Below are 17,272 nucleotides of genomic sequence, written 5' to 3'. Positions count from 1 at the left end.
CTCGCGGGGCGTGCGTGGGGGCGGCTCGCCGGGCGTGCTAGGTTGGCGGCCTTCCGCGCGCCGCCATGATTCAGTTCTTCCACGTATACAAGGCGTACCCCGGTGACCCACCGGTGCTGTCGGACATCAACCTCAACGTGGAGAAGGGTGAGTTCGTGTTCCTCACGGGCCCTTCGGGCGCGGGGAAGACGACGCTGTTGAAGCTCATCTTCTGCGCGGAGAAGGCCACCAAGGGGCAGATTCTGGTGGGCGGCCGCAACATCGCCCGCATCCGCGAGTCCGCGGTGCCGTACCTGCGGCGCAACATCGGCGTCGTCTTCCAGGACTTCAAGCTGCTGCCGCACCGGACGGTGGAGGACAACGTGTCCTTCACCCTGGACGTGCTGGGCGTGCCCCGCGCGGAGGCGCGCGAGAAGGTCCGGCGGATGCTCAAGCTGGTGGGCCTGGAGCACAAGGCGGACTCGTTTCCGCTGCGCCTGTCGGGTGGAGAGCAGCAGCGCGTCGTCATCGCGCGGGCGCTCGTCAACGACCCCACCATCCTGCTGGCGGACGAGCCCACGGGGAACCTCGACCCGGCACTCACGGTGGAAATCATGGACCTGCTCACCCAGGTCAACGTGCGCGGCACCACGGTGATGGTGGCCACGCACGATGCGACGCTGCTGTCGCGCTACCAGAAGCGCACGGTGCGCCTGGAGCGGGGACAGATTGTGTCCGACGAGGACGGCGTCAAGGCGGCGCGCCGGATGGTGGTATGAGCGCGCTGTCGAAGGTGACGTACTTCTGCCGCTCGGCGGCGGTGGGGCTGAAGCAGTCGCCCTTCGTGCACTTCATCGCGGTGACGACCATTGCCATCGCGTTGTTCTCCGCGGGCATGGCCCGGGGCGCGGCGCGGGTGCTGGACAACCTGCTGGCCTCGCTGGGCGGCGAGGTCGAGGTGACGGTGTACCTGTCGCCCGAGCTGGACGCGGACGAGGTTCACGGTGTGCGCTCCTACGTGGAGACGCTCAGCGGCGGCGTGGTGACGCTGGTGTCGCCGGACGTGGCACTGTCGCGGCTGCGCACGGAGCTGGGCGACCTGGGCGAGGCGCTGGCCGAGCTGCCCGAGAATCCGCTGCCGGTGTCGCTGGAGCTGCGCGTGCCCCCGGAGCGGCGCAATCCGGACGCGCTCCAGTCCCTGGCCCGGGCGCTGCGGGACGCGCCTGGCGTGGCGGGCGTGGACTACGGCGAGGCCGCGGTGCAGCGCTTGTCGGCCATCGCCCGGGCGCTGCGCTTCGGCACGCTGGTGGCCTTCGCGGTGGTGCTGGGCGCCACCGTGGTCATCGTGGCGGCGACGCTGCAGCTGGCCATCTACTCGCGGCGCGGCGAGATTGAAATCCAGAAGCTGGTGGGCGCCACCGACCGCTTCGTCAAGGCGCCCTTCCTCCTGGAGGGCCTGCTTCAAGGCGTGCTGGGCGCGGCGGTGGCGCTGTTCGGCCTGTGGGCCTTCGGCCGGGTGCTGGGGCCGACGCTGGGCGCGCTCTTCGCCTTCCTGCTGGGGCCCGGCGTCGCGGCGCCGTGGGTGGAGCCCCGGCTGGCGCTGGAGCTGCTGTGTGCTGGCTGCGGCCTGGGGCTGGGCGGCAGCTTCGTCGCCGTGGGGCGCTTCCTCCGCGTATGAGCCGGTGCCTCCTCGTGCTGGCGCTGGGGCTCTGGGCCTCGGTCGCCTCGGCCGCCGCGCCGGAGCCGGTGCCCGAGGAGGCCGAGCAGGCCGCGCTGCGTGAGCGGCTGGCCGCGCAGCGCGCGACGCTGGCGCTCGTGGAGGCGAAGAAGCTCTCCGTGCTGGAGGGCGTGGAGCTGATGCAGGAGATGGCCGCCTTCTCCCGCCGGCGCGTGCGCTCGCTGGAGGGCGAGCTGGCCGTGTTCCGCCGCCGGGTGCTGCTGGCCGAGCGCGAACAGGCCGTGCTGGCCGAGGCGCTGAAGCTGCAACTGCGGCGGCTGTCCCCGCGCCTGCGCACGCTCTACCGCCTCATGCGGCGCCGCCCGCTGGAGGTGCTGCTGTCGGCCGAGGACTTCGCGGCGCTGGTGTGGCGCGCGCGGGCGCTGGAGGCCAGCATGTCCGGCGACCTGGAGCTGCTGCGCACCGTGCAGCGCGTGGCGCGCCTCCAGCGTCAGGCGACGCGCGAGCTGGAGCGGCTCCAGGCCTCTCTCGCCGCGCGCATGGCCTTCCTCCAGGAGCAGGAGCGGCTGGCCCGCATGCAGCAGGAAGGGCTGGAAGAGGTGGTGGGGACGCTCGCGGGCGAGGCGGAGCTGGCCCGGCGCGCGGTGCGCGAGCTGGAGCAGGCCGACGCGGAGCTGACGCGCGTGGTGCAGGACTTGAAGGAGCTGCCCGCCACGAGCGGCTTCGGCGCGCTGCGCGGCAAGCTTCCCCGGCCCGTGGAGGGCGTGGTGGAGGTGGGCTTCGGCAAGGTCGTCAATCCGCGCTTCAACACCGTCACCGTCCAGAAGGGCCTGGACATCCGCGCCAAGGCGGGCACGCCGGTGCGGGCGGTGGCCGAAGGCACCGTTGCCTACGCGGGCTCGCTGCGCGGCTACGGCAACCTGCTCATCCTGGACCACGGGGACGGCTACCACACCCTCATGGCCCACCTGTCCTCCATCCTTCCCGAGCTGGGCGCCATGGTGTTCCCGGGAGACGTCGTGGGGGAGGTGGGGGATACCGGCTCCCTCAAGGGCGCCTACCTCTACTTCGAGGTTCGCAAGGGCGGCCAGGCAGTCGACCCCGCCCTCTGGCTGAGCCCGGCACCCTGACGCAATGCGGCAAGGCCGAGGGCCCGTTGTTATTGTCCAGGGACACTTCTGCGAGGAGCAGTCGAGCGCATGGACCTGATGGGCGGAATGCAAAAGGCGCTGCGGCACATGCTGGTGGCGCGTGGTGTCGAGTCCTCGACGGTGCGTGTCGGTGGTCAGGACGTGCACCACTATGCGTTGACGGGGCAAGGCAAGGGGCCGCCGGTGGTGCTGGTGCACGGACTGGGCGGCTCCGCCAACGGCTTCGGGCGCACCCTCTTCGGGATGGCGAAGCGGTTCTCCCGCGTGTTCGCCCCGGACCTGCCGGGCCATGGCTTCTCCGTCGAGTACTGCGGCGGTGAGGTGTGCGTGCGCAACCAGTTCGAGGTGCTGCGCGCCTACGTGGAGGAGGTGGTGAAGGCGCCGGCCTTCGTCGTGGGCAACTCGCTGGGGGGCGCCATGGCGGTGAACCTGGCGGCGGAGCACCCGCAGTGGGTGCGCGCGCTGGCGCTGGTGGCCCCCGCGGGCGCGGAGTTGCCGGAGGCGGAGAACACCGCGCTGCTCAACTCGTTCGCCGTGAAGTCGCCCGCGGAGGCGCGCGCCTTCACGCGGCGGCTGTTCCACCGCCCGCCGCTGCCCGCGCTGCTCTTCGCGTACGAGCTGCGCCACTTCTACGACACGCCCACCGTGCGGGCGTTGACCGCGGAGGCGCTGGCCACGCGCGCCTGCCTGGCCCCCGAGCAGGTGCGCAACCTGGCCATGCCGGTGCTGTTCCTGTGGGGCGGCAGCGAGCGGCTGCTGCCCTCGGAGACGCTGAACTGGTACCGCGCCCACCTGCCTGCCCATGCCCAGGTGCGGGTGGTGGATGGCTTCGGGCATGTGCCGCAGCTGGAGCGCCCGGACGAGCTGGTCTCGCACCTGGTGCGTTTCGCCGACTCGGCGGAGCTGTGACGGCCGGGTAGACTGGTACGGAGCCTTCCGGGGCCTTCCCGGGAAAGGACGTACCGACGTGACGGGTTCCTCCCAGCCGTGGCGCGCGGCGCTGGCCGCCTTCGCTCTCCTGTGTGTCTCCTCGGCGGATGCCGCCGAGCCGCCCCGGAAGAGCGGAGGCGCCGCGACGAGCGCGGAGAAGGCCGAGCGCGACGACGCCACGTACCGCCAGCTCGAGGTGTTCGCGCGGGTGCTCTCCTACGTGGAGAACAACTACGTGGAGCCGCCGGACCGCCAGCGGCTCATGTACGGCGCCATCCAGGGCATGCTGGAGACGCTGGATCCGCACACCGTGTTCCTCCCCCCGGAGGTCTTCCGGGAGATGAAAATCGATACCTCGGGCGAGTGGGGGGGCCTGGGCATGGAGATCGCGCGCAAGGGCGAGCGCATCGTGGTGGTGGCCCCCATCGACGACACGCCCGCGGCGCGCGCGGGCATCAAGGCCGGCGACGAGCTGGTGGCCATCGACGGCGAGCGGACCGAGGGCATGGACGTGGCGCGCGCGATGCAGAAGATGCGCGGCCCGGCCGGCGGCCGCGTGCTGCTGACCGTCATGCGCCAGGGCTTCACCGCCCCGCGGGAGATCGCCATCATCCGCGACCACATCCGCATCGTCTCCGTGGAGGGGGCCCTTCACGGCGGTATCGGCCACGTGAAGGTGAAGAACTTCCAGGACCGCACGGACCTGTACCTGCGCAAGGAGCTGGAGCGGCTGCGCGGGCTCAACGGCGGCAAGGAGCTGCGCGGCCTGGTGCTGGACCTGCGCAACAACCCGGGCGGGCTCCTGGACCAAGCGGTGGCGGTGAGCGACCGGTTCCTGCCGGGCAACCTGCCCATCGTCTCCACCCGGGGGCGTGACGGTCGTGGCGGCACGATGGAGCGCAGCAAGGACCGCGACACGGAGAAGGACTACCCCGTGGTGGTGCTGGTCAACGCGGGCAGCGCCTCCGCGTCCGAAATCGTGGCGGGTGCGCTCCAGGACCACGGCCGCGCCACCATCATGGGCACGCCCACCTTCGGCAAGGGCAGCGTCCAGACGGTCATCGAGCTGGAGGATGGCTCGGGCCTGAAGCTGACCATCGCGCGCTACTACACGCCCAAGGGGCGCAGCATCCAGGAGCGCGGCATCACCCCGGACTTCCTCGTCCCCGACGAGCCCGGTGGCAAGGTGCCGCGTAACGTGGTGCGCGAGAAGGACCTCCAGCGTCACTTCCGCGCAGAGCCCTCGGTCACGAGCGAGCCCGCGGCGCCCGAGCCGCGAGGACTGCCCGAGGGCCTCAAGCCCTGGGACGTCACCGCGAAGCTCGAGGACTATCCCTTGCGGGTCGCCTTGGACTATCTCCATGGCGTGGCCTCCGCTCCCTCGCGCGTGCCAGCCCGGGCCGCGGGTCGCTGAGGACTCCTTCTCTCTTGCTTTTCGCCGTGCAGTCCGTTTGATGCACGACGAGCCAAAGGTGAACGAGTGATGCGACCATCGAAAGTGCGAGCGGCTCACGCCGCGTTGAGTGGATGGCTGGTGGGGCTGCTGGCCGTGGGACCCGCGGCGGCGCAGACGCCCGTGTCCACGCGGCTGGTGCCTGGGGCCCTGAGCGCGGCCACGGCCGAGGCTCCGGCGGATGCGCCAGCGGTCACCGTGGTGGCCATTGCGCTGGACGCGACCGCCCGGGCGGACGCGGCCCGGCTGGCGCGCGAGGCGGAGCAGGCGGTGGCGCGCTCCGGACGGCTGAAGCTGGTGCGCCTGTCGGATGCCCTGGACGCGGAGGGGCTGCGCGAGCGCCAGGCCCGCGAGGCCGAGGGCGCCGAGGCGATGAAGGCGGGGCAGCGCGCCTATGACGAGCTCGACACCGAGAAGGCGCTGGTGCTCTTCGACAAGGCGGTGCGCGCCTACGAGGGGGCGGACCTCTCCCTGCGCTTCACCGAGCTGAGCCGCGCGCGGGTGATGAAGGCCGCGTCCCAGGTGGCGAACGGCGAGAACACCGCCGCGCAGCTGGAGATTCGCACCGCGCTGGCGCTGAACCCCGAGGCGCGCTTCTCGCCCAACTACTTCCCGCCGGAGGAGATGACCTTCGTCGAGAAGGAACGGAAGGCGGTGCTGACGGGCACGAAGAGCACCCTGCGCGTGAGCACCGAGCCGGTGCCCGCCCAGGTGTTCGTGGACGGCCAGTTCCGTGGCATCTCGCCGGTGGACATCACCGGCCTCACGCCGGCGGACCACTACGTGACGGTGGTGGCGCCGGGCTTCGCGACCAACCAGCGCCGGGAGCGCGAGGGCGAGGCCAACCTCACCCTGGCGCCGCTGCCTTCGGCGACCGGCCTGCAGCTTCTCTCGGAGCAGGTGGCGCGCAAGCCGGAGGGCCCCGAGCGGGACCAGGCGCTGCGCGAGCTGGGCACGCTCGCGGGCGTGCCTCAGGTGCTGGCGCTGCTGGTGCGTGGTGGCGCTGGCGCCGGGCCGCTGGCGGTGACGGGCGTCCGGCTGGACGTGTCGGATGGCCACAACCAGGCGTACGCGCTGGGGACGGTGCCGCGCGGCGAGGCGCTGGCGGAGGGTTCGCAGGCGCTGCTCGCTCAGCTCGTGAGCGCTGATGCGCCGCGGCAGGGTGGCAAGCCGGTGACGCACTTCTCCACCGGGGTCAGCAGCACGCGCCGCACGGTGGGCTACGTGCTGATGGCCACCGGTGTGGCGCTGCTGGCTGGCGGCGTCTACTTCGGCATGGAGGCCTCCGCGAAGTCGGATGACTTCAAGCGCGCGGTCCAGAACAGCAGCCGCGCCGAGGACCTCAAGAGCACCGGCAAGTCGTACGCGCTGGTGGCCGACCTCGGCATCCTCCTGGGGCTCGCGTCCGCGGGCGTGGGCGGCTACTTCGCCTTCGCGAACGGCGGCGGTGGCAGCAGCTCCAAGGCCTCGTCCCGTTCGAGCCGTCCCGCGCCGACGCCGGTGCCCGCCGCGCAGGAGGACTCTTCCACGATGAAGGAGGCGCTGCCCATGCCACCGCCTCCGGCCCAGACGACGCCTGCTTCGACCCAGAAGGAGGCGGGCAAGAACGCGCAGGAGGAAGAAGCGCGTCAGCGTGAGGAAGAGCTCCGCAAGCGCCGCGAAGAGGTGGAGCGCCAGCGCAAGGAGCTGGAGGAGCGGCGCAAGCAGGAGGAGGCCGCGGCGCAGCGCGAGCAGGAAGAGCGGCGGCGGGAAGAGGAGCGGCGGCGTCAGGAAGAGAAGAAGCGGCCTGCTCTCGACGAAGACGATCTCCGGAACTACTAGCCATGCGCCGTCCTTTGAGAAACCTCCTTGTCTCCGTGGCCCTGGGTAGCGGGCTGTCCGCGTGCAGCCTCCTCGTCGACTTCGACGAGGAGGGGCAGCCTTGCGATGAGTTCAACCGCTGCCTCGAGGGCTACACCTGTGTCGACAACGCGTGCACGTCCGATGGCACGACTCCGCCCGACGGCGGTGCGGATGCCGGCACGGACGGGGGGCTCGACCCCGACGCGGGGCTCGACCCTGACGCGGGCGCCGGTGATGCCGGTGAGACGGACCCGGATGCAGGGCCTGGTGAGACGGACCCGGATGCAGGGCCCGTGGAGACCCTGCCGGACCATCCGACGAGCTGAGCGCCTCTCGTGTGAAGTTCGGGGGCGGCTCCTCTGCGCGAGCCGCGCCCGTCACGGCATGGCCCGCGTCGCGCCTCGGCGAGGTGGGGTGTCGCGCTGACGCTGGTGGGGCTACCGGGCCGTGTCGAGCCGCGCCTCTGAGTTGCGGCGGCACGCTGTCGCTGGTGTAGCGACCGGGCCTGGTTGGGCCTCGCCTCTGAGTTGCGGCAGCACGTTGGCCGTGTGGCGACGGGGCCATGTCGGGCCTTTGAGTTGCGGCGGCACGCTGGCCGTATGGCGACGGGGCGGTGGCGAGCCTCGCGGTTTGCGGCGGTACGCTGACGCTGGTGTGGCTACCTGGGCCGCGTCGAGCCGCGTTGCGAGCTGACGTCCCATGAGAGGTGTCCGGCATGGGCCTCGCCTCGGGGCGCAGCGCTTGAACGGGCTGCTCTCGTGGTCGCTGAGTGCGCACCGCGCCTGCCTGGGAACGGCCCCCGCATCGTGACGCTTCTGGAGTCGAGGACGCGCGACTCGGTTCCCGTGACGTGACTGTAGTCACCAAGCCCGAACCCTGGCTGCGCCTTCGGGGGCTGCCACACGCGGGTACCTCGATCCGGGGGCGTCGGGGCGCCGTGGCTCCTCATCTGGCCACGTCCGTGGTCACCGGGCCGCGGCGTGGCCGGGAGGACACGCCCGCTCGTCCGTCGCCCACCCGCGCCAGCCCCACTTCCAGAGGGAGACCGCACGCGCTGTTGCTTCCCACGAGACGCGCCGTGCTTGGCATCCTCCGTGCTCTGCACCCCGCCCAGGAGGCATCATCGACATGGGCAAGCGCGTGGGAGTGCTGATGGGCGGGTGGGGCGAGGAGCGGGAGATTTCGCTCAAGACGGGAGAGGCCGTGGTGGCGGCGCTCGAGTCCCGAGGGCACCAGGTGACCCGCATCTTCGCGGGCCCTGGCCTGGACCGGGCACTGCGCGCGGCCGAGCTGGACGTGGCCTTCGTCGCCCTGCACGGGCGCATGGGCGAGGACGGGCGCGTGCAGGGCCTGCTGGAGCTGTTGGAGCTGCCGTACACGGGCTCCGGCGTGCTCGCGTCAGCGCTGGCCATGAACAAGCCCTTCGCCAAGCGGCTCTTCCGTCTGCACAACCTCAGCACGCCCCAGGGCTACACCGTGGCGCGCGAGGACGCCGGGCGTGCCCTGACCCTCCACGGCGACCTGGGCTTCCCATGCGTGGTGAAGCCCGCGCATGGCGGCTCGTCGGTGGGCCTGGCCGTGGTCCGTGAGCCGGAGGCGCTGGCGCCCGCGGTGGCTCAGGCGTGCCGTTTCGGCGGCGAGGCCCTGGTGGAGCGCTTCGTGGCGGGGCGCGAGGTGACGGTGGGCATCCTGGGGGGCCAGGTGCTCGGCAGCTGCGAGGTGGCCACGCCGCGCGAGGGCTTCGACTTCGATGCCAAGTACAAGGGCGGCGCCATGTACTTCTGCCCACCCCGGCTGTCCCCGACGCGTGTGGCCAACGTGGAGGCGCTGGCGCTGGCGGCGTACCGCGCGCTGGGCTGCCGCGGGCAGGCGCGGGTGGACCTGCTGTGCTCCGACACGGAGAACGACGTCATCCTGGAGGTGAACACCTTGCCGGGCTTCACCCCCACCAGCCTGCTGCCGAAAATCGCCGCAAGGGCCGGGCTGGACTTCGCGTCGCTGACCGAGCGCATCCTGGAGCTCGCCACCCGTGACGAGGCGGGCGTGCTGGACGCACCCGCAGTGGAGGAGGTCCTTCCGGCCCTGGCCGAACCGCGCCGTGCCGTGAGCTGACCCCTCAGGTCGGTCAACCCCTGGCGTTGTTTCAACCCCGGCGCCAGGGGCACAAGCCGGGTGTGTCAGGAGTGACGCAGGGTGTCAGAACCCCGTGAACGGAACGTTCAAATCCGGGGAATAGTTTGACACGGCCTCGAACGCATTCCTATTGTCCGGCGCCGATCACTCCCCGAAGGTCAAAACCTTGTCTTTTCGGGTACATACGATGTGGGGGTTCAGAGGACCCATCTGGCGGCGGTTCGCGCGAGGTGGAATCGGCTGAGCCACCCCCGCACGGAAGGACCGCAGGCCCTCTGGGCTGTGGCAGGGGTTGAGCGTCACCGATGACCACCGTCGAGATCATCTTCCTGGGCGTCTATTTCAGCCTCTTGTGCGTGCTGGGAGTCTACGGCTCGCACAGGTACCGGATGGCGTTCCTGTACTACCGGCACAAGTTCAAGCTGCCGACGCCAAAGGGTGCGCTCGCGACGCTGCCCAAGGTCACCATCCAGCTCCCCATCTTCAACGAGATGTACGTGGTGGAGCGCCTGGTTGATTCGGTGTGCCGCATCGACTACCCGCGCGACCTGCTCGAAATCCAGGTCCTCGACGACTCGACGGACGAGACGTGCGCCATCGCCCGGGCCTGCGTGGAGCGTCAGCGCCAGAAGGGCCACGACATCGTCTACATCCACCGCACCAACCGCCAGGGCTTCAAGGCCGGCGCGCTGGAGAACGGCCTGAAGCTGGCCAAGGGCCAGTTCGTGGCGGTGTTCGACGCGGACTTCGTGCCCAGCCCTGACTTCCTGATGCGCACCGTGCCGTTCTTCTCGGACGACAAGGTGGGGATGGTGCAGGTGCGCTGGGGGCACCTCAACCGCGAGTTCTCGCTGCTGACGCAGGCGCAGAGCATCTTCCTGGACGGCCACTTCATCATCGAGCACACCGCTCGCAACCGCTCCGGCTGCTTCTTCAACTTCAACGGCACCGCGGGCATCTGGCGCCGCGAGACGATTTCCGACGCGGGTGGCTGGCAGCACGACACGCTCACCGAGGACCTGGACCTGAGCTACCGGGCCCAGCTGAAGGGCTGGCAGTTCGTGTTCCTCCCGGAGGTCATCTCCCCGGCCGAGGTGCCGGTGGACATGAACGCCTTCAAGAGCCAGCAGCACCGCTGGGCCAAGGGCTCCATCCAGACGGCGAAGAAGCTGCTGCCCACCATCCTCAAGAGCGACCTGCCGCTGGCGGTGAAGCGCGAGGCCTTCTTCCACCTCACCAACAACATGGCCTACCTGTTGATGGTGCTGCTGTCGGTGCTGATGCCCATCAGCATGGTGGTGCGCTTCCAGCACGGCCTGTACGGGACGCTCTTCCTGGACCTGCCCTTCTTCCTCACGGCCACCGCCAGCGTCTGTTTCTTCTACGTGGCGGCGCAGCGCGAGCGCGGCGCGACGGGCTGGGAGCGGGTGAAGTACCTGCCCTTCCTCATGAGCCTGGGCATCGGGATGGCCATCAGCAACGCCAAGGCGGTGGCGGAGGCGCTGCTGAACCAGCAGTCGGGCTTCGCGCGCACGCCGAAGACGGGCGCCGAGGGCAAGAAGGCTGTCACCGTCAAGAAGACGTATCGGGGCAGCAAGTCGCTGCTGCCGCTGGTGGAGCTGCTCTTCGCGGCCTACTTCACCGGCGCGCTGTGGTTCGCCATCGACGCGCGCATCTACACGTCGGTGCCCTTCATCGTGCTGTTCCTGGCGGGCTTCCTGTACGTGGGCAGCTCCAGCCTGCTCCAGGGCCTGTCCGGCAGGATGAAGCTGGTGGAGTCGAGCCCCACAGTGGAGTCGTCCGGCGAGCAGCCCCGCCGCGCGGCCTGAGCAGCATCCTTCTCTTGGGAAGGTCCGGGGTGAGGCTGGCATCGCGCCGCCTCACCCCTTCGTCGTTCTAGGTGCCGGCGTCGGGCGTGCTGCCGGCATCCGGCGCGCCGCGCAGCAGCACCTGCTCCAGGCGCACGCTGGGGGCGCCTGTGGGGGCGGGGCGGCAGTTCTCGTCGATGGAGGTGCTGGTCGCCGAGCGCAGCGTCAGGCCCGCGTCGTCGCACCGCATCACTTCTGTCGGAAAGACGACGGGGCAGGGCGTCCCGGTGCTGGAGAAGCCGATGGCGTGCGTCTCGCCCACGAAGCCCGCGGGCGTGCGCCGCAGGACGATGGACGGCGAGCCTGCGTCCGGGGTGTCCAAGTCCACGGAATCATGTGCGCGCACCACGGCGAGTGAGAGTGTTCCGCCGTCGTCCTCGCCGTAGTACCGGAAGGCTGGGTTCTCGGCGTGGTGGTACTCGCCGGCCTGGTTCTGCTCGCAGCCAGGGGGAATCTTCACTGCGGGCGCGGCGGGTGGCGCGGGCTCCGTCCTGGGCGGCGCCTTGGCGGGGCACGCGGTGAGGGAGAGGACACTGATGCCGAGGGCCAGTGGAGGCAGGACGCGGTGCATGGGGCGCGGATATTCTCCCAATCCGCAAGGCACAGGGACTCTGTTTGATTCCCATGGGATGACTCTCTAACCTTCGGTCCGTCATGAGCTTCCACCGCATCGTCGTCTTCGCCCTGGTGACTGTCCTGGCGGCCCCGGCCTCCGCGCTCGCGCAGGACGATGACTTCCTGGCGCCGCTCACCACGCCGTCGGAGTCCCCGAAGCCGAAGCCGAAGCCCAAGGTGAGGGTGAAGAAGAAGCCCTCGCGCGTCACCAAGAAGCCGGCGCGCTCGAAGAGCAAGAAGCCGGCGACGCCCGCCGAGGACGACCTGCTGCTGGCGCCGTTGACGCCGGCGAAGACGGAGGTGCTGGTCCGCCTCACCGGCAACGTGCGCGGCGCGAGGCTGTTCGTGGACGGGAAGGAGTTCGGCGTGCTGTCCGCGGCCGTCGTCCCCGTCGAGGTGAAGCCGGGAGAGCACCAGTTGCTGGTGCGTCGCCCGGGCTACGCGGACTTCACCCGTCGCATCGACGTGAAGGCGGGCTCGCAGGCGGAGGTGCTGGTGTCGCTGGATGCCACCATGGGCTTCGCCACGCTGACGGCGGACGTGGCGGACGCGGTGGTGCTGGTGGATGGGCAGAAAGTGGGCACCGTGCCGCAGGCGAACGTGCTGCTGCGCCCGGGCTCGCGGGAAATCGAGTTCCGCGCGGAGGGCTTCAAGCCTGACGTGCACAACGTCACCGTGTTCGCGGGCAGGACGTACGAGGTGACCGGCAACCTGCGGCCGCTGCTGGAGCCTGCCGTCGCCAGCGCGGACGCGCCGAAGAGCCCCGTGCTGGAGCCGTCCGCCAAGCTCGGCAACGACGAGGAGCCGCCGCCGGGCCTGTCGTTCGCGGATGCGCCGGAGGAGCCGGAGGTGGAGAGCTCCAGGCCGTGGTACGGCCGCTGGTACGTGTGGGCCGGCATCGGCGCCGTGGTGGCCGCCGGAACGGTGGGCGCGGTGATGGCCACGCAGGGCGGCGGTGCCAGTCCGCTGAGCCCCACGGACGTGTGCGGCGGCGACTGCGACGCCGTGCTGGGCGGCGTCCGCTCGGTGCGCGGCGGTGGCGGAGGGCTCCAGGCGCCCGCGCCCGCCGGGGCCATCCGCTTCTGATTCAGGCCCTGCGGCATCCGCCCCCGATGGAGGGGCGGAGTACCGCGGGCGGCGGTGGGGGACTCCAGGAGCGCACGCCCGCTGGGACCATCTACCTCTGAGTCAATGGTCGTGTGGCTTGCGCCCCGCTGAGAGGCGCATCGCCGCGGGTTGTGCCCTGGCGCCTCACTGACGGCTGCTACGCGGCGGATTGTGGTCTGGCACCGCGTTGAGAGGCGGAGCGCCACGGATTGGCCTGGCGCCTCGCTGAGAGGCGCATCGCCGCGGATTGGCCTGGCGCCTCGCTGAGAGGCGCATCACCGCGGATTGGCCTGGCGCCTACTGAGGGGGGCAACGCCACAGGGCGTGCCCTGGTGCTTCGCGGTCGCGGGCGAGGCGCGCGCCGGAAGCCTACGGGGGCTCGACTCACTGCCCGCGCAGGTCGTCCTCGTCGTCGCGGCTGTCTGGCGCGAGCACCAGGTACACGTCGCTCACCCGTCCCACGCCCCACGTGTCCAGCGCGGTGGCGCGAACCTGGAAGGGCGCCGATTCGGGCAGCAGGGCGGTGATGTCCACCTCGCCGGGCTCGAAGTTGAAGGCCCGCCGTCCCACGCTGTCGACCTGGTCCCTTTCCATATGCACGGCCTCGGTGAAGCCCACCGTGGCGCGCCGGGTCACCTTGCCATTGGCATCCAGCACCTCCAGCAGGAGGAAGTTGTCCACGGCGAAGCCGAGCGTGCCCTGCGCGTCTCCGTAGAGGCGTGCGCGGTTCCCGTCGAGGCTCAGGGTGGGCGTCTGTCCGGTGGCGACGACGCGCGGGGTGCGCTCGCCCTCGGTCGAGTCCACCTCCACGTCCTCGCGCAGCTTCGTGAGGGTGTGGGTCTCCTGGGCGGGGGTGTCCAGCAGAAGCCGAACGGCGCGAGGCGCGGTCGAAGTGGAGGCGGGCCTGGTCGAGGCGGGTACCTGCCGCGCACAAGCCATCAGTCCCAGGGTGGCGGCCAGCACGAGCGTTCGAGAGTGCATGAGGAGTCCAGGGTAGATGAGCAGGGGTGTCCAGGCTCAATTAGCATGGCCGCATGCGGACCTTCCTGTACGGGTGCCTGCTGTGGTGTGCGTTCACCGGGACACCGGCCTGGGGCAATGCGCCCGCGGCGCCCGAAGTCTCCCCCGAGGTGCAGCTGTGCCTGCAGCACCTGAAGCCCTCCGAGCGGGAGCGGGCCGCGAAGGCGCTGGGGCCCCTGGAGGAACTGCCGCGCTACCGGGTGCAGCTGGAGGTGGACCCGGAGATGCGCGTGGTGAAGGGCCGGGTGCAGGTGGAGGTGCTGGCCCGAAAGCGTCCGCTCACGGAGCTCTACCTGCGGCTGACGCCCAACGCGCAGGGACGCCGGGTGACGCTGTCCGACGCCAAGCTGAGCGGACAGCCCGTCCGGCTGGAGCGGCCGGAGCCCACGTTGTACCGGCTGCCGCTGGAGGCAGAGCCCATTCCGCCCGGCGCGGCCGCGGTGCTGGACGTCGCGGTGGAGGGCCTGGTGCCCCGGGCCGCCGCGCCCTCGACGGGGGCGTCCGGTGGTGTGCTGGGCCTGCTCTCGGGGCGCGGGGGCGGTCGGTCCTCCGGAGGAGACCATGGGGCCTTCTCCGCCTCGCCGGACTTCATCAGCCTGGTGGGCGTGGTGCCCCAGGTGCCACCCGTGGACGCGGCGGGGCGGCCCTGGGACGGGCCTCAGGGCATTGGCGACCTGGGGCTCTACGAGCCCGCCCACGTGCTGGCCACCATCACGGTGCCTTCGGGCTGGGCGGTGCACGCCACGGGCGTCCCCATGGGGGAAGTGCCGGAGCGGGACGGGCGGGTGCGCTTCGCCTTCGCGGCCGCCGCGGTGCGGGACTTCCCCATCCTCGTGTCGCGGGGCTACGCGAGCTCCACCGCCACCGTGAATGGCGTCACGGTGGAGAGTCACTACGTGGCGGCGGACCAGGCCGCGGGTGAGCGCGTGCTGAAGTACGCCACGTCGATGCTGACCGAGTTCGAGCGCCGCCTGGGGCCGCTGCCCTACACGCACTTCCGCGTCGTGCAGGCACCGCTGACCGACGGCGCGGGAGGCATGGAGTTCCCGGGGCTGGTCACCATCGCCACGTCGCTGTACCGGGGCGCGGCGGGGGCTTCGGAGCTGATGGGCAGCATGCCGGGCGCGGAGGACCTGGAGGCCCTGATGGGCATGCTGGGGCAAGGTGCCGGTGGAGGGGGCGTGCTGGCGCAGATGAACGGGGCCATGGAGCGCACGCTGGAGTTCACGGTGGCGCACGAGGTGGCGCACCAGTACTTCGCGAGCCTCGTGGGCTCGGACCCCATCCTGGAGCCCGTGGTGGACGAGTCGCTGGCCCAGTACGCCGCGCTCCTCTACCTCGAGTGGAAGCACGGCAAGAAGGTGGCGGAGACGATGCGTCAGGAGACGCTGGTGGGGCAGTACCACTTGTACCGGATGACGGGCGGGAAGGACGGCCGGGCGGACCGGCCCACCGGCCACTTCGCGGACGAGTTCGAGTACGGCGCGCTCGTCTACGGCAAGGCGCCGCTGCTACACCACGCCTCGCGCAAGCTCGTGGGCGACGCGGCCTTCTTCAAGGCCCTGCGTGCCTACGTCGACACCTACCGCTTCAAGTGGACGTGCAAGGAGTGCTTCACGAAGGAGCTGGCGAAGGCGAGCCCCGCCAACGCGAGCGCGCTGGAGCGGCTGCGCACGCGCTGGTGGCGCGAGGCCAAGGGGGACGAGGACCTGGGCAAGCCCCGGCTGGAGTCGCTGCTGCAAGGCTTCGAGGGACTCGAAGGGCTGGAGTCCCTGGAGGCGCTCCAGGGCATGGACATGGAGGCGCTCCAAGGCATGCCGGGGTTCGAGGCCTTCCAGGAGCTCGACGCCCAGACGAAGGAGCTGATGGAGCAGCTCATCCCCGGGCTGATGGGGCAGTGAGCCGGGCCCTCAGTCGAAGAGGGCCTGCACGAACTCGCGCGGCTCGAAGCGGCGCAGGTCGGCCGCCTTCTCGCCCACGCCCACCCAGACGACGGGAAGCTTCAGCTCGTCGCAGATGCCAATGACGACGCCACCCTTGGCGGTGCCGTCCAGCTTCGTCAGGGCGATGGCGGTGACACCCACCGCCTCGTGGAACTGCTTGGCCTGCTGAATCGCGTTCTGGCCGTTGGTGGAGTCCAGCACCAGCAGCACCTCATGGGGCGCGCCGGGCAGGGCCTTGTCCATGACGCGCTTGACCTTCTTCAGCTCCTCCATGAGCGGGGCCTTGGTGTGGAGCCGGCCGGCGGTGTCCGCGATGAGGACGTCGGCGCCTTCTTCCTTCGCCTTCTTGGCGGCCTCGAAGACGACGGCGCTCGGGTCTCCGCCCTCGACGCCCTTCACCAGCTCCGCGTTGGCGCGCCGGGCCCACTCGTCGAGCTGCTCGGTGGCGGCGGCGCGGAAGGTGTCGCCCGCGGCGAGCACCACCTTCTTGCCCGAGCCGGTGAGCTTCGAGGCCAGCTTGCCGATGGTGGTCGTCTTCCCGGCGCCGTTGACGCCCACCACCATGACGACGTGCGGGGGGCCGCCGCCTTCCAGCGAGCGCGGCACGGGGAGGTCGCAGATGCGGGCGACCTCGTCGCGGATGAGGCTCTTGATGCGCTCGGGGTCCTTCAGCTCATTCCGCTTGAGCTTCTCGCGCGCCACCTCCACCAGGTGGTTGGCGGTGCGCACGCCGATGTCTGCGGTGAAGAGGATTTCCTCCAGCTCCGCCAGCACGGACTCGTCCACCTGGCGCTGCTGGCCGAAGAGGCCGTTGAGCCGGGCCATGAAGCCCTGGTTCTTCGTTTTGTCCAGGCCCTGGGCCAGGGTGCGGCCGGCCTCGGCCTCCACTTTGGCGCGCGCGGCGGCCTCCTCGGCGCGGCGGGCCTCCTCGGCGGCGGCGGCCTCGCGGGCGCGCTCCTCTTCCGCCAGCCGCTGGGCCTCGGCCTGCTCGCGCTTGCGCCGCTCGCGGGCCTCGTCGTCGGCGGCCTTCTTGGCGCGGTACTCGGCGCGCTTCTCCTCCTCCTCGCGCTCCTTGAGGGCACGGGCCTCGGCTTCCAGCCGCGCGCGCTCGGCGGCGTCGGTGGCGGCGCGGGCGGCCTGGGCGGCCTCGGCGCGCTGACGGGCCAGGGCCTCGGCGCGCGCATGGGCTTCCTCGGCCTCGCGCAGGCGGGCGGCCTCGGCCTCGGAGGGGGGCAGCTCCACGCGCAGCTGGGGCTTCTCGGCCGGGAGGGCGGGCTTCTCCGCCGGGGGCGGGACGGTGGGCTTCTTCTCCTCGGGGCGCTTGCGGAAGAACAGCTTCCGGGCGGCCAGCACCATCAGCAGGACGAAGAGGGCGGCGGCGCCAATGCCGACGACATCGCCCACGGGAGAGCCGTCCGTGGGAGGGGTGCCGGTGCCCGGCTGCGTGGTCTCCCCACCCGGGGTGGGGGCGGGAGGGGGCGCGGGCGGCACCTGCGCGGTCAGGACGTCGAGGGCGTTGGGCGTCTTCATGTGCGCGGCCTCGCATACACCAA

General features: G+C 71.1%; 14 protein-coding genes. 11 read left to right on the top strand and 3 right to left on the bottom strand.

Translation table 11 applies throughout. The features are described from left to right. Positions 1-65 precede the first annotated feature (65 nt). The 9 genes from ftsE (at position 66) to VZL07_RS05130 (ending at position 10,995) form a co-directional block, all read left to right on the top strand. Entirely contained in the window at positions 66-758 is a 693-nt protein-coding gene (gene ftsE / locus VZL07_RS05170) for a cell division ATP-binding protein FtsE (protein ID WP_426754219.1), read from the top strand. Beyond that, positions 755-1,657, top strand: coding sequence for a cell division protein FtsX (locus tag VZL07_RS05165; RefSeq protein WP_426754218.1), 903 nt, complete (start codon positions 755-757; stop codon positions 1,655-1,657). The genes ftsE and VZL07_RS05165 overlap by 4 nt, the downstream gene beginning before the upstream one ends. Further along, positions 1,654-2,787 carry a murein hydrolase activator EnvC family protein gene (locus VZL07_RS05160; RefSeq protein ID WP_426754217.1) on the top strand — a complete coding sequence of 378 codons (1,134 nt, stop codon included), beginning with the start codon at positions 1,654-1,656 and terminating at the stop codon, positions 2,785-2,787. Before VZL07_RS05165 ends, VZL07_RS05160 begins: the two co-directional genes overlap by 4 nt. A 69-nt stretch (positions 2,788-2,856) precedes the next feature. Continuing rightward, a complete protein-coding gene (locus VZL07_RS05155; RefSeq protein WP_426754216.1) occupies positions 2,857-3,717 on the top strand; it encodes an alpha/beta fold hydrolase in 861 nt (286 codons plus the stop codon). 58 nt (positions 3,718-3,775) lie between these two features. After that, complete coding sequence (locus VZL07_RS05150) at positions 3,776-5,152, top strand: S41 family peptidase (RefSeq protein WP_426754215.1); 1,377 nt, start codon at positions 3,776-3,778, stop codon at positions 5,150-5,152. Positions 5,153-5,221: 69 nt separating this feature from the next. Then, positions 5,222-7,012 (top strand): PEGA domain-containing protein, encoded by a 1,791-nt coding sequence (locus VZL07_RS05145; RefSeq protein WP_426754214.1) that lies wholly within the window; start codon positions 5,222-5,224, stop codon positions 7,010-7,012. Positions 7,013-7,014: 2 nt separating this feature from the next. Then, positions 7,015-7,359 carry a hypothetical protein gene (locus VZL07_RS05140; RefSeq protein ID WP_426754213.1) on the top strand — a complete coding sequence of 115 codons (345 nt, stop codon included), beginning with the start codon at positions 7,015-7,017 and terminating at the stop codon, positions 7,357-7,359. An 802-nt stretch (positions 7,360-8,161) separates the two neighbouring features. Next, the gene (locus tag VZL07_RS05135) at positions 8,162-9,145 is read left to right on the top strand and encodes a D-alanine--D-alanine ligase (protein ID WP_426754212.1); all 984 of its coding nucleotides are present in this window, start codon (positions 8,162-8,164) and stop codon (positions 9,143-9,145) included. Positions 9,146-9,471: 326 nt separating this feature from the next. Next, the gene (locus tag VZL07_RS05130; RefSeq protein ID WP_426754211.1) at positions 9,472-10,995 is read left to right on the top strand and encodes a cellulose synthase family protein; all 1,524 of its coding nucleotides are present in this window, start codon (positions 9,472-9,474) and stop codon (positions 10,993-10,995) included. 67 nt (positions 10,996-11,062) lie between these two features. Here VZL07_RS05130 and VZL07_RS05125 read toward each other — a convergent pair whose 3' ends face one another. Next, a complete protein-coding gene (locus VZL07_RS05125; protein WP_426754210.1) occupies positions 11,063-11,605 on the bottom strand; it encodes a hypothetical protein in 543 nt (180 codons plus the stop codon). 83 nt (positions 11,606-11,688) lie between these two features. On the opposite strand from VZL07_RS05125, the gene VZL07_RS05120 reads away from it, so the two are divergent. After that, positions 11,689-12,735, top strand: coding sequence for a PEGA domain-containing protein (locus VZL07_RS05120; RefSeq protein ID WP_426754209.1), 1,047 nt, complete (start codon positions 11,689-11,691; stop codon positions 12,733-12,735). Between the two features lie 405 nt (positions 12,736-13,140). Here the strand turns inward: VZL07_RS05120 and VZL07_RS05115 are convergent, their stop codons facing one another. Continuing rightward, entirely contained in the window at positions 13,141-13,737 is a 597-nt protein-coding gene (locus VZL07_RS05115) for a hypothetical protein (protein ID WP_426754208.1), read from the bottom strand. 53 nt (positions 13,738-13,790) lie between these two features. Between VZL07_RS05115 and VZL07_RS05110 the strand changes: the two genes are divergently transcribed. Continuing rightward, on the top strand, positions 13,791-15,677 hold the full coding sequence (locus VZL07_RS05110) for a M1 family aminopeptidase (RefSeq protein WP_426754207.1): 1,887 nt from the start codon (positions 13,791-13,793) through the stop codon (positions 15,675-15,677). Positions 15,678-15,686: 9 nt separating this feature from the next. Here VZL07_RS05110 and ftsY read toward each other — a convergent pair whose 3' ends face one another. Beyond that, on the bottom strand, positions 15,687-17,249 hold the full coding sequence (gene ftsY / locus VZL07_RS05105; protein ID WP_426754206.1) for a signal recognition particle-docking protein FtsY: 1,563 nt from the start codon (positions 17,247-17,249) through the stop codon (positions 15,687-15,689). Between the last annotated feature and the right edge of the window lie 23 nt (positions 17,250-17,272).

Origin of the sequence: Pseudomyxococcus flavus (assembly GCF_050038885.1) — a bacterium.
In the GTDB taxonomy this organism is placed as follows: domain Bacteria; phylum Myxococcota; class Myxococcia; order Myxococcales; family Myxococcaceae; genus Myxococcus; species Myxococcus flavus.
Note: the sequence above shows the minus strand (reverse complement) of the source record. Positions and strands in the feature narration are given on the sequence as shown.

What these genes read in the sequence shown, in the direction of transcription:
- ftsE (WP_426754219.1), top strand. Translation starts at nt 66, where the DNA reads ATGATTCAGTTCTTCCACGTATACAAGGCGTACCCCGGTGACCCACCG.
- VZL07_RS05165 (WP_426754218.1), top strand. Translation starts at nt 755, where the DNA reads ATGAGCGCGCTGTCGAAGGTGACGTACTTCTGCCGCTCGGCGGCGGTG.
- VZL07_RS05160 (WP_426754217.1), top strand. Translation starts at nt 1,654, where the DNA reads ATGAGCCGGTGCCTCCTCGTGCTGGCGCTGGGGCTCTGGGCCTCGGTC.
- VZL07_RS05155 (WP_426754216.1), top strand. Translation starts at nt 2,857, where the DNA reads ATGGACCTGATGGGCGGAATGCAAAAGGCGCTGCGGCACATGCTGGTG.
- VZL07_RS05145 (WP_426754214.1), top strand. Translation starts at nt 5,222, where the DNA reads ATGCGACCATCGAAAGTGCGAGCGGCTCACGCCGCGTTGAGTGGATGG.
- VZL07_RS05140 (WP_426754213.1), top strand. Translation starts at nt 7,015, where the DNA reads ATGCGCCGTCCTTTGAGAAACCTCCTTGTCTCCGTGGCCCTGGGTAGC.
- VZL07_RS05135 (WP_426754212.1), top strand. Translation starts at nt 8,162, where the DNA reads ATGGGCAAGCGCGTGGGAGTGCTGATGGGCGGGTGGGGCGAGGAGCGG.
- VZL07_RS05130 (WP_426754211.1), top strand. Translation starts at nt 9,472, where the DNA reads ATGACCACCGTCGAGATCATCTTCCTGGGCGTCTATTTCAGCCTCTTG.
- VZL07_RS05125 (WP_426754210.1), bottom strand. Translation starts at nt 11,605, where the DNA reads ATGCACCGCGTCCTGCCTCCACTGGCCCTCGGCATCAGTGTCCTCTCC.
- VZL07_RS05120 (WP_426754209.1), top strand. Translation starts at nt 11,689, where the DNA reads ATGAGCTTCCACCGCATCGTCGTCTTCGCCCTGGTGACTGTCCTGGCG.
- VZL07_RS05115 (WP_426754208.1), bottom strand. Translation starts at nt 13,737, where the DNA reads ATGCACTCTCGAACGCTCGTGCTGGCCGCCACCCTGGGACTGATGGCT.
- VZL07_RS05110 (WP_426754207.1), top strand. Translation starts at nt 13,791, where the DNA reads ATGCGGACCTTCCTGTACGGGTGCCTGCTGTGGTGTGCGTTCACCGGG.
- ftsY (WP_426754206.1), bottom strand. Translation starts at nt 17,249, where the DNA reads ATGAAGACGCCCAACGCCCTCGACGTCCTGACCGCGCAGGTGCCGCCC.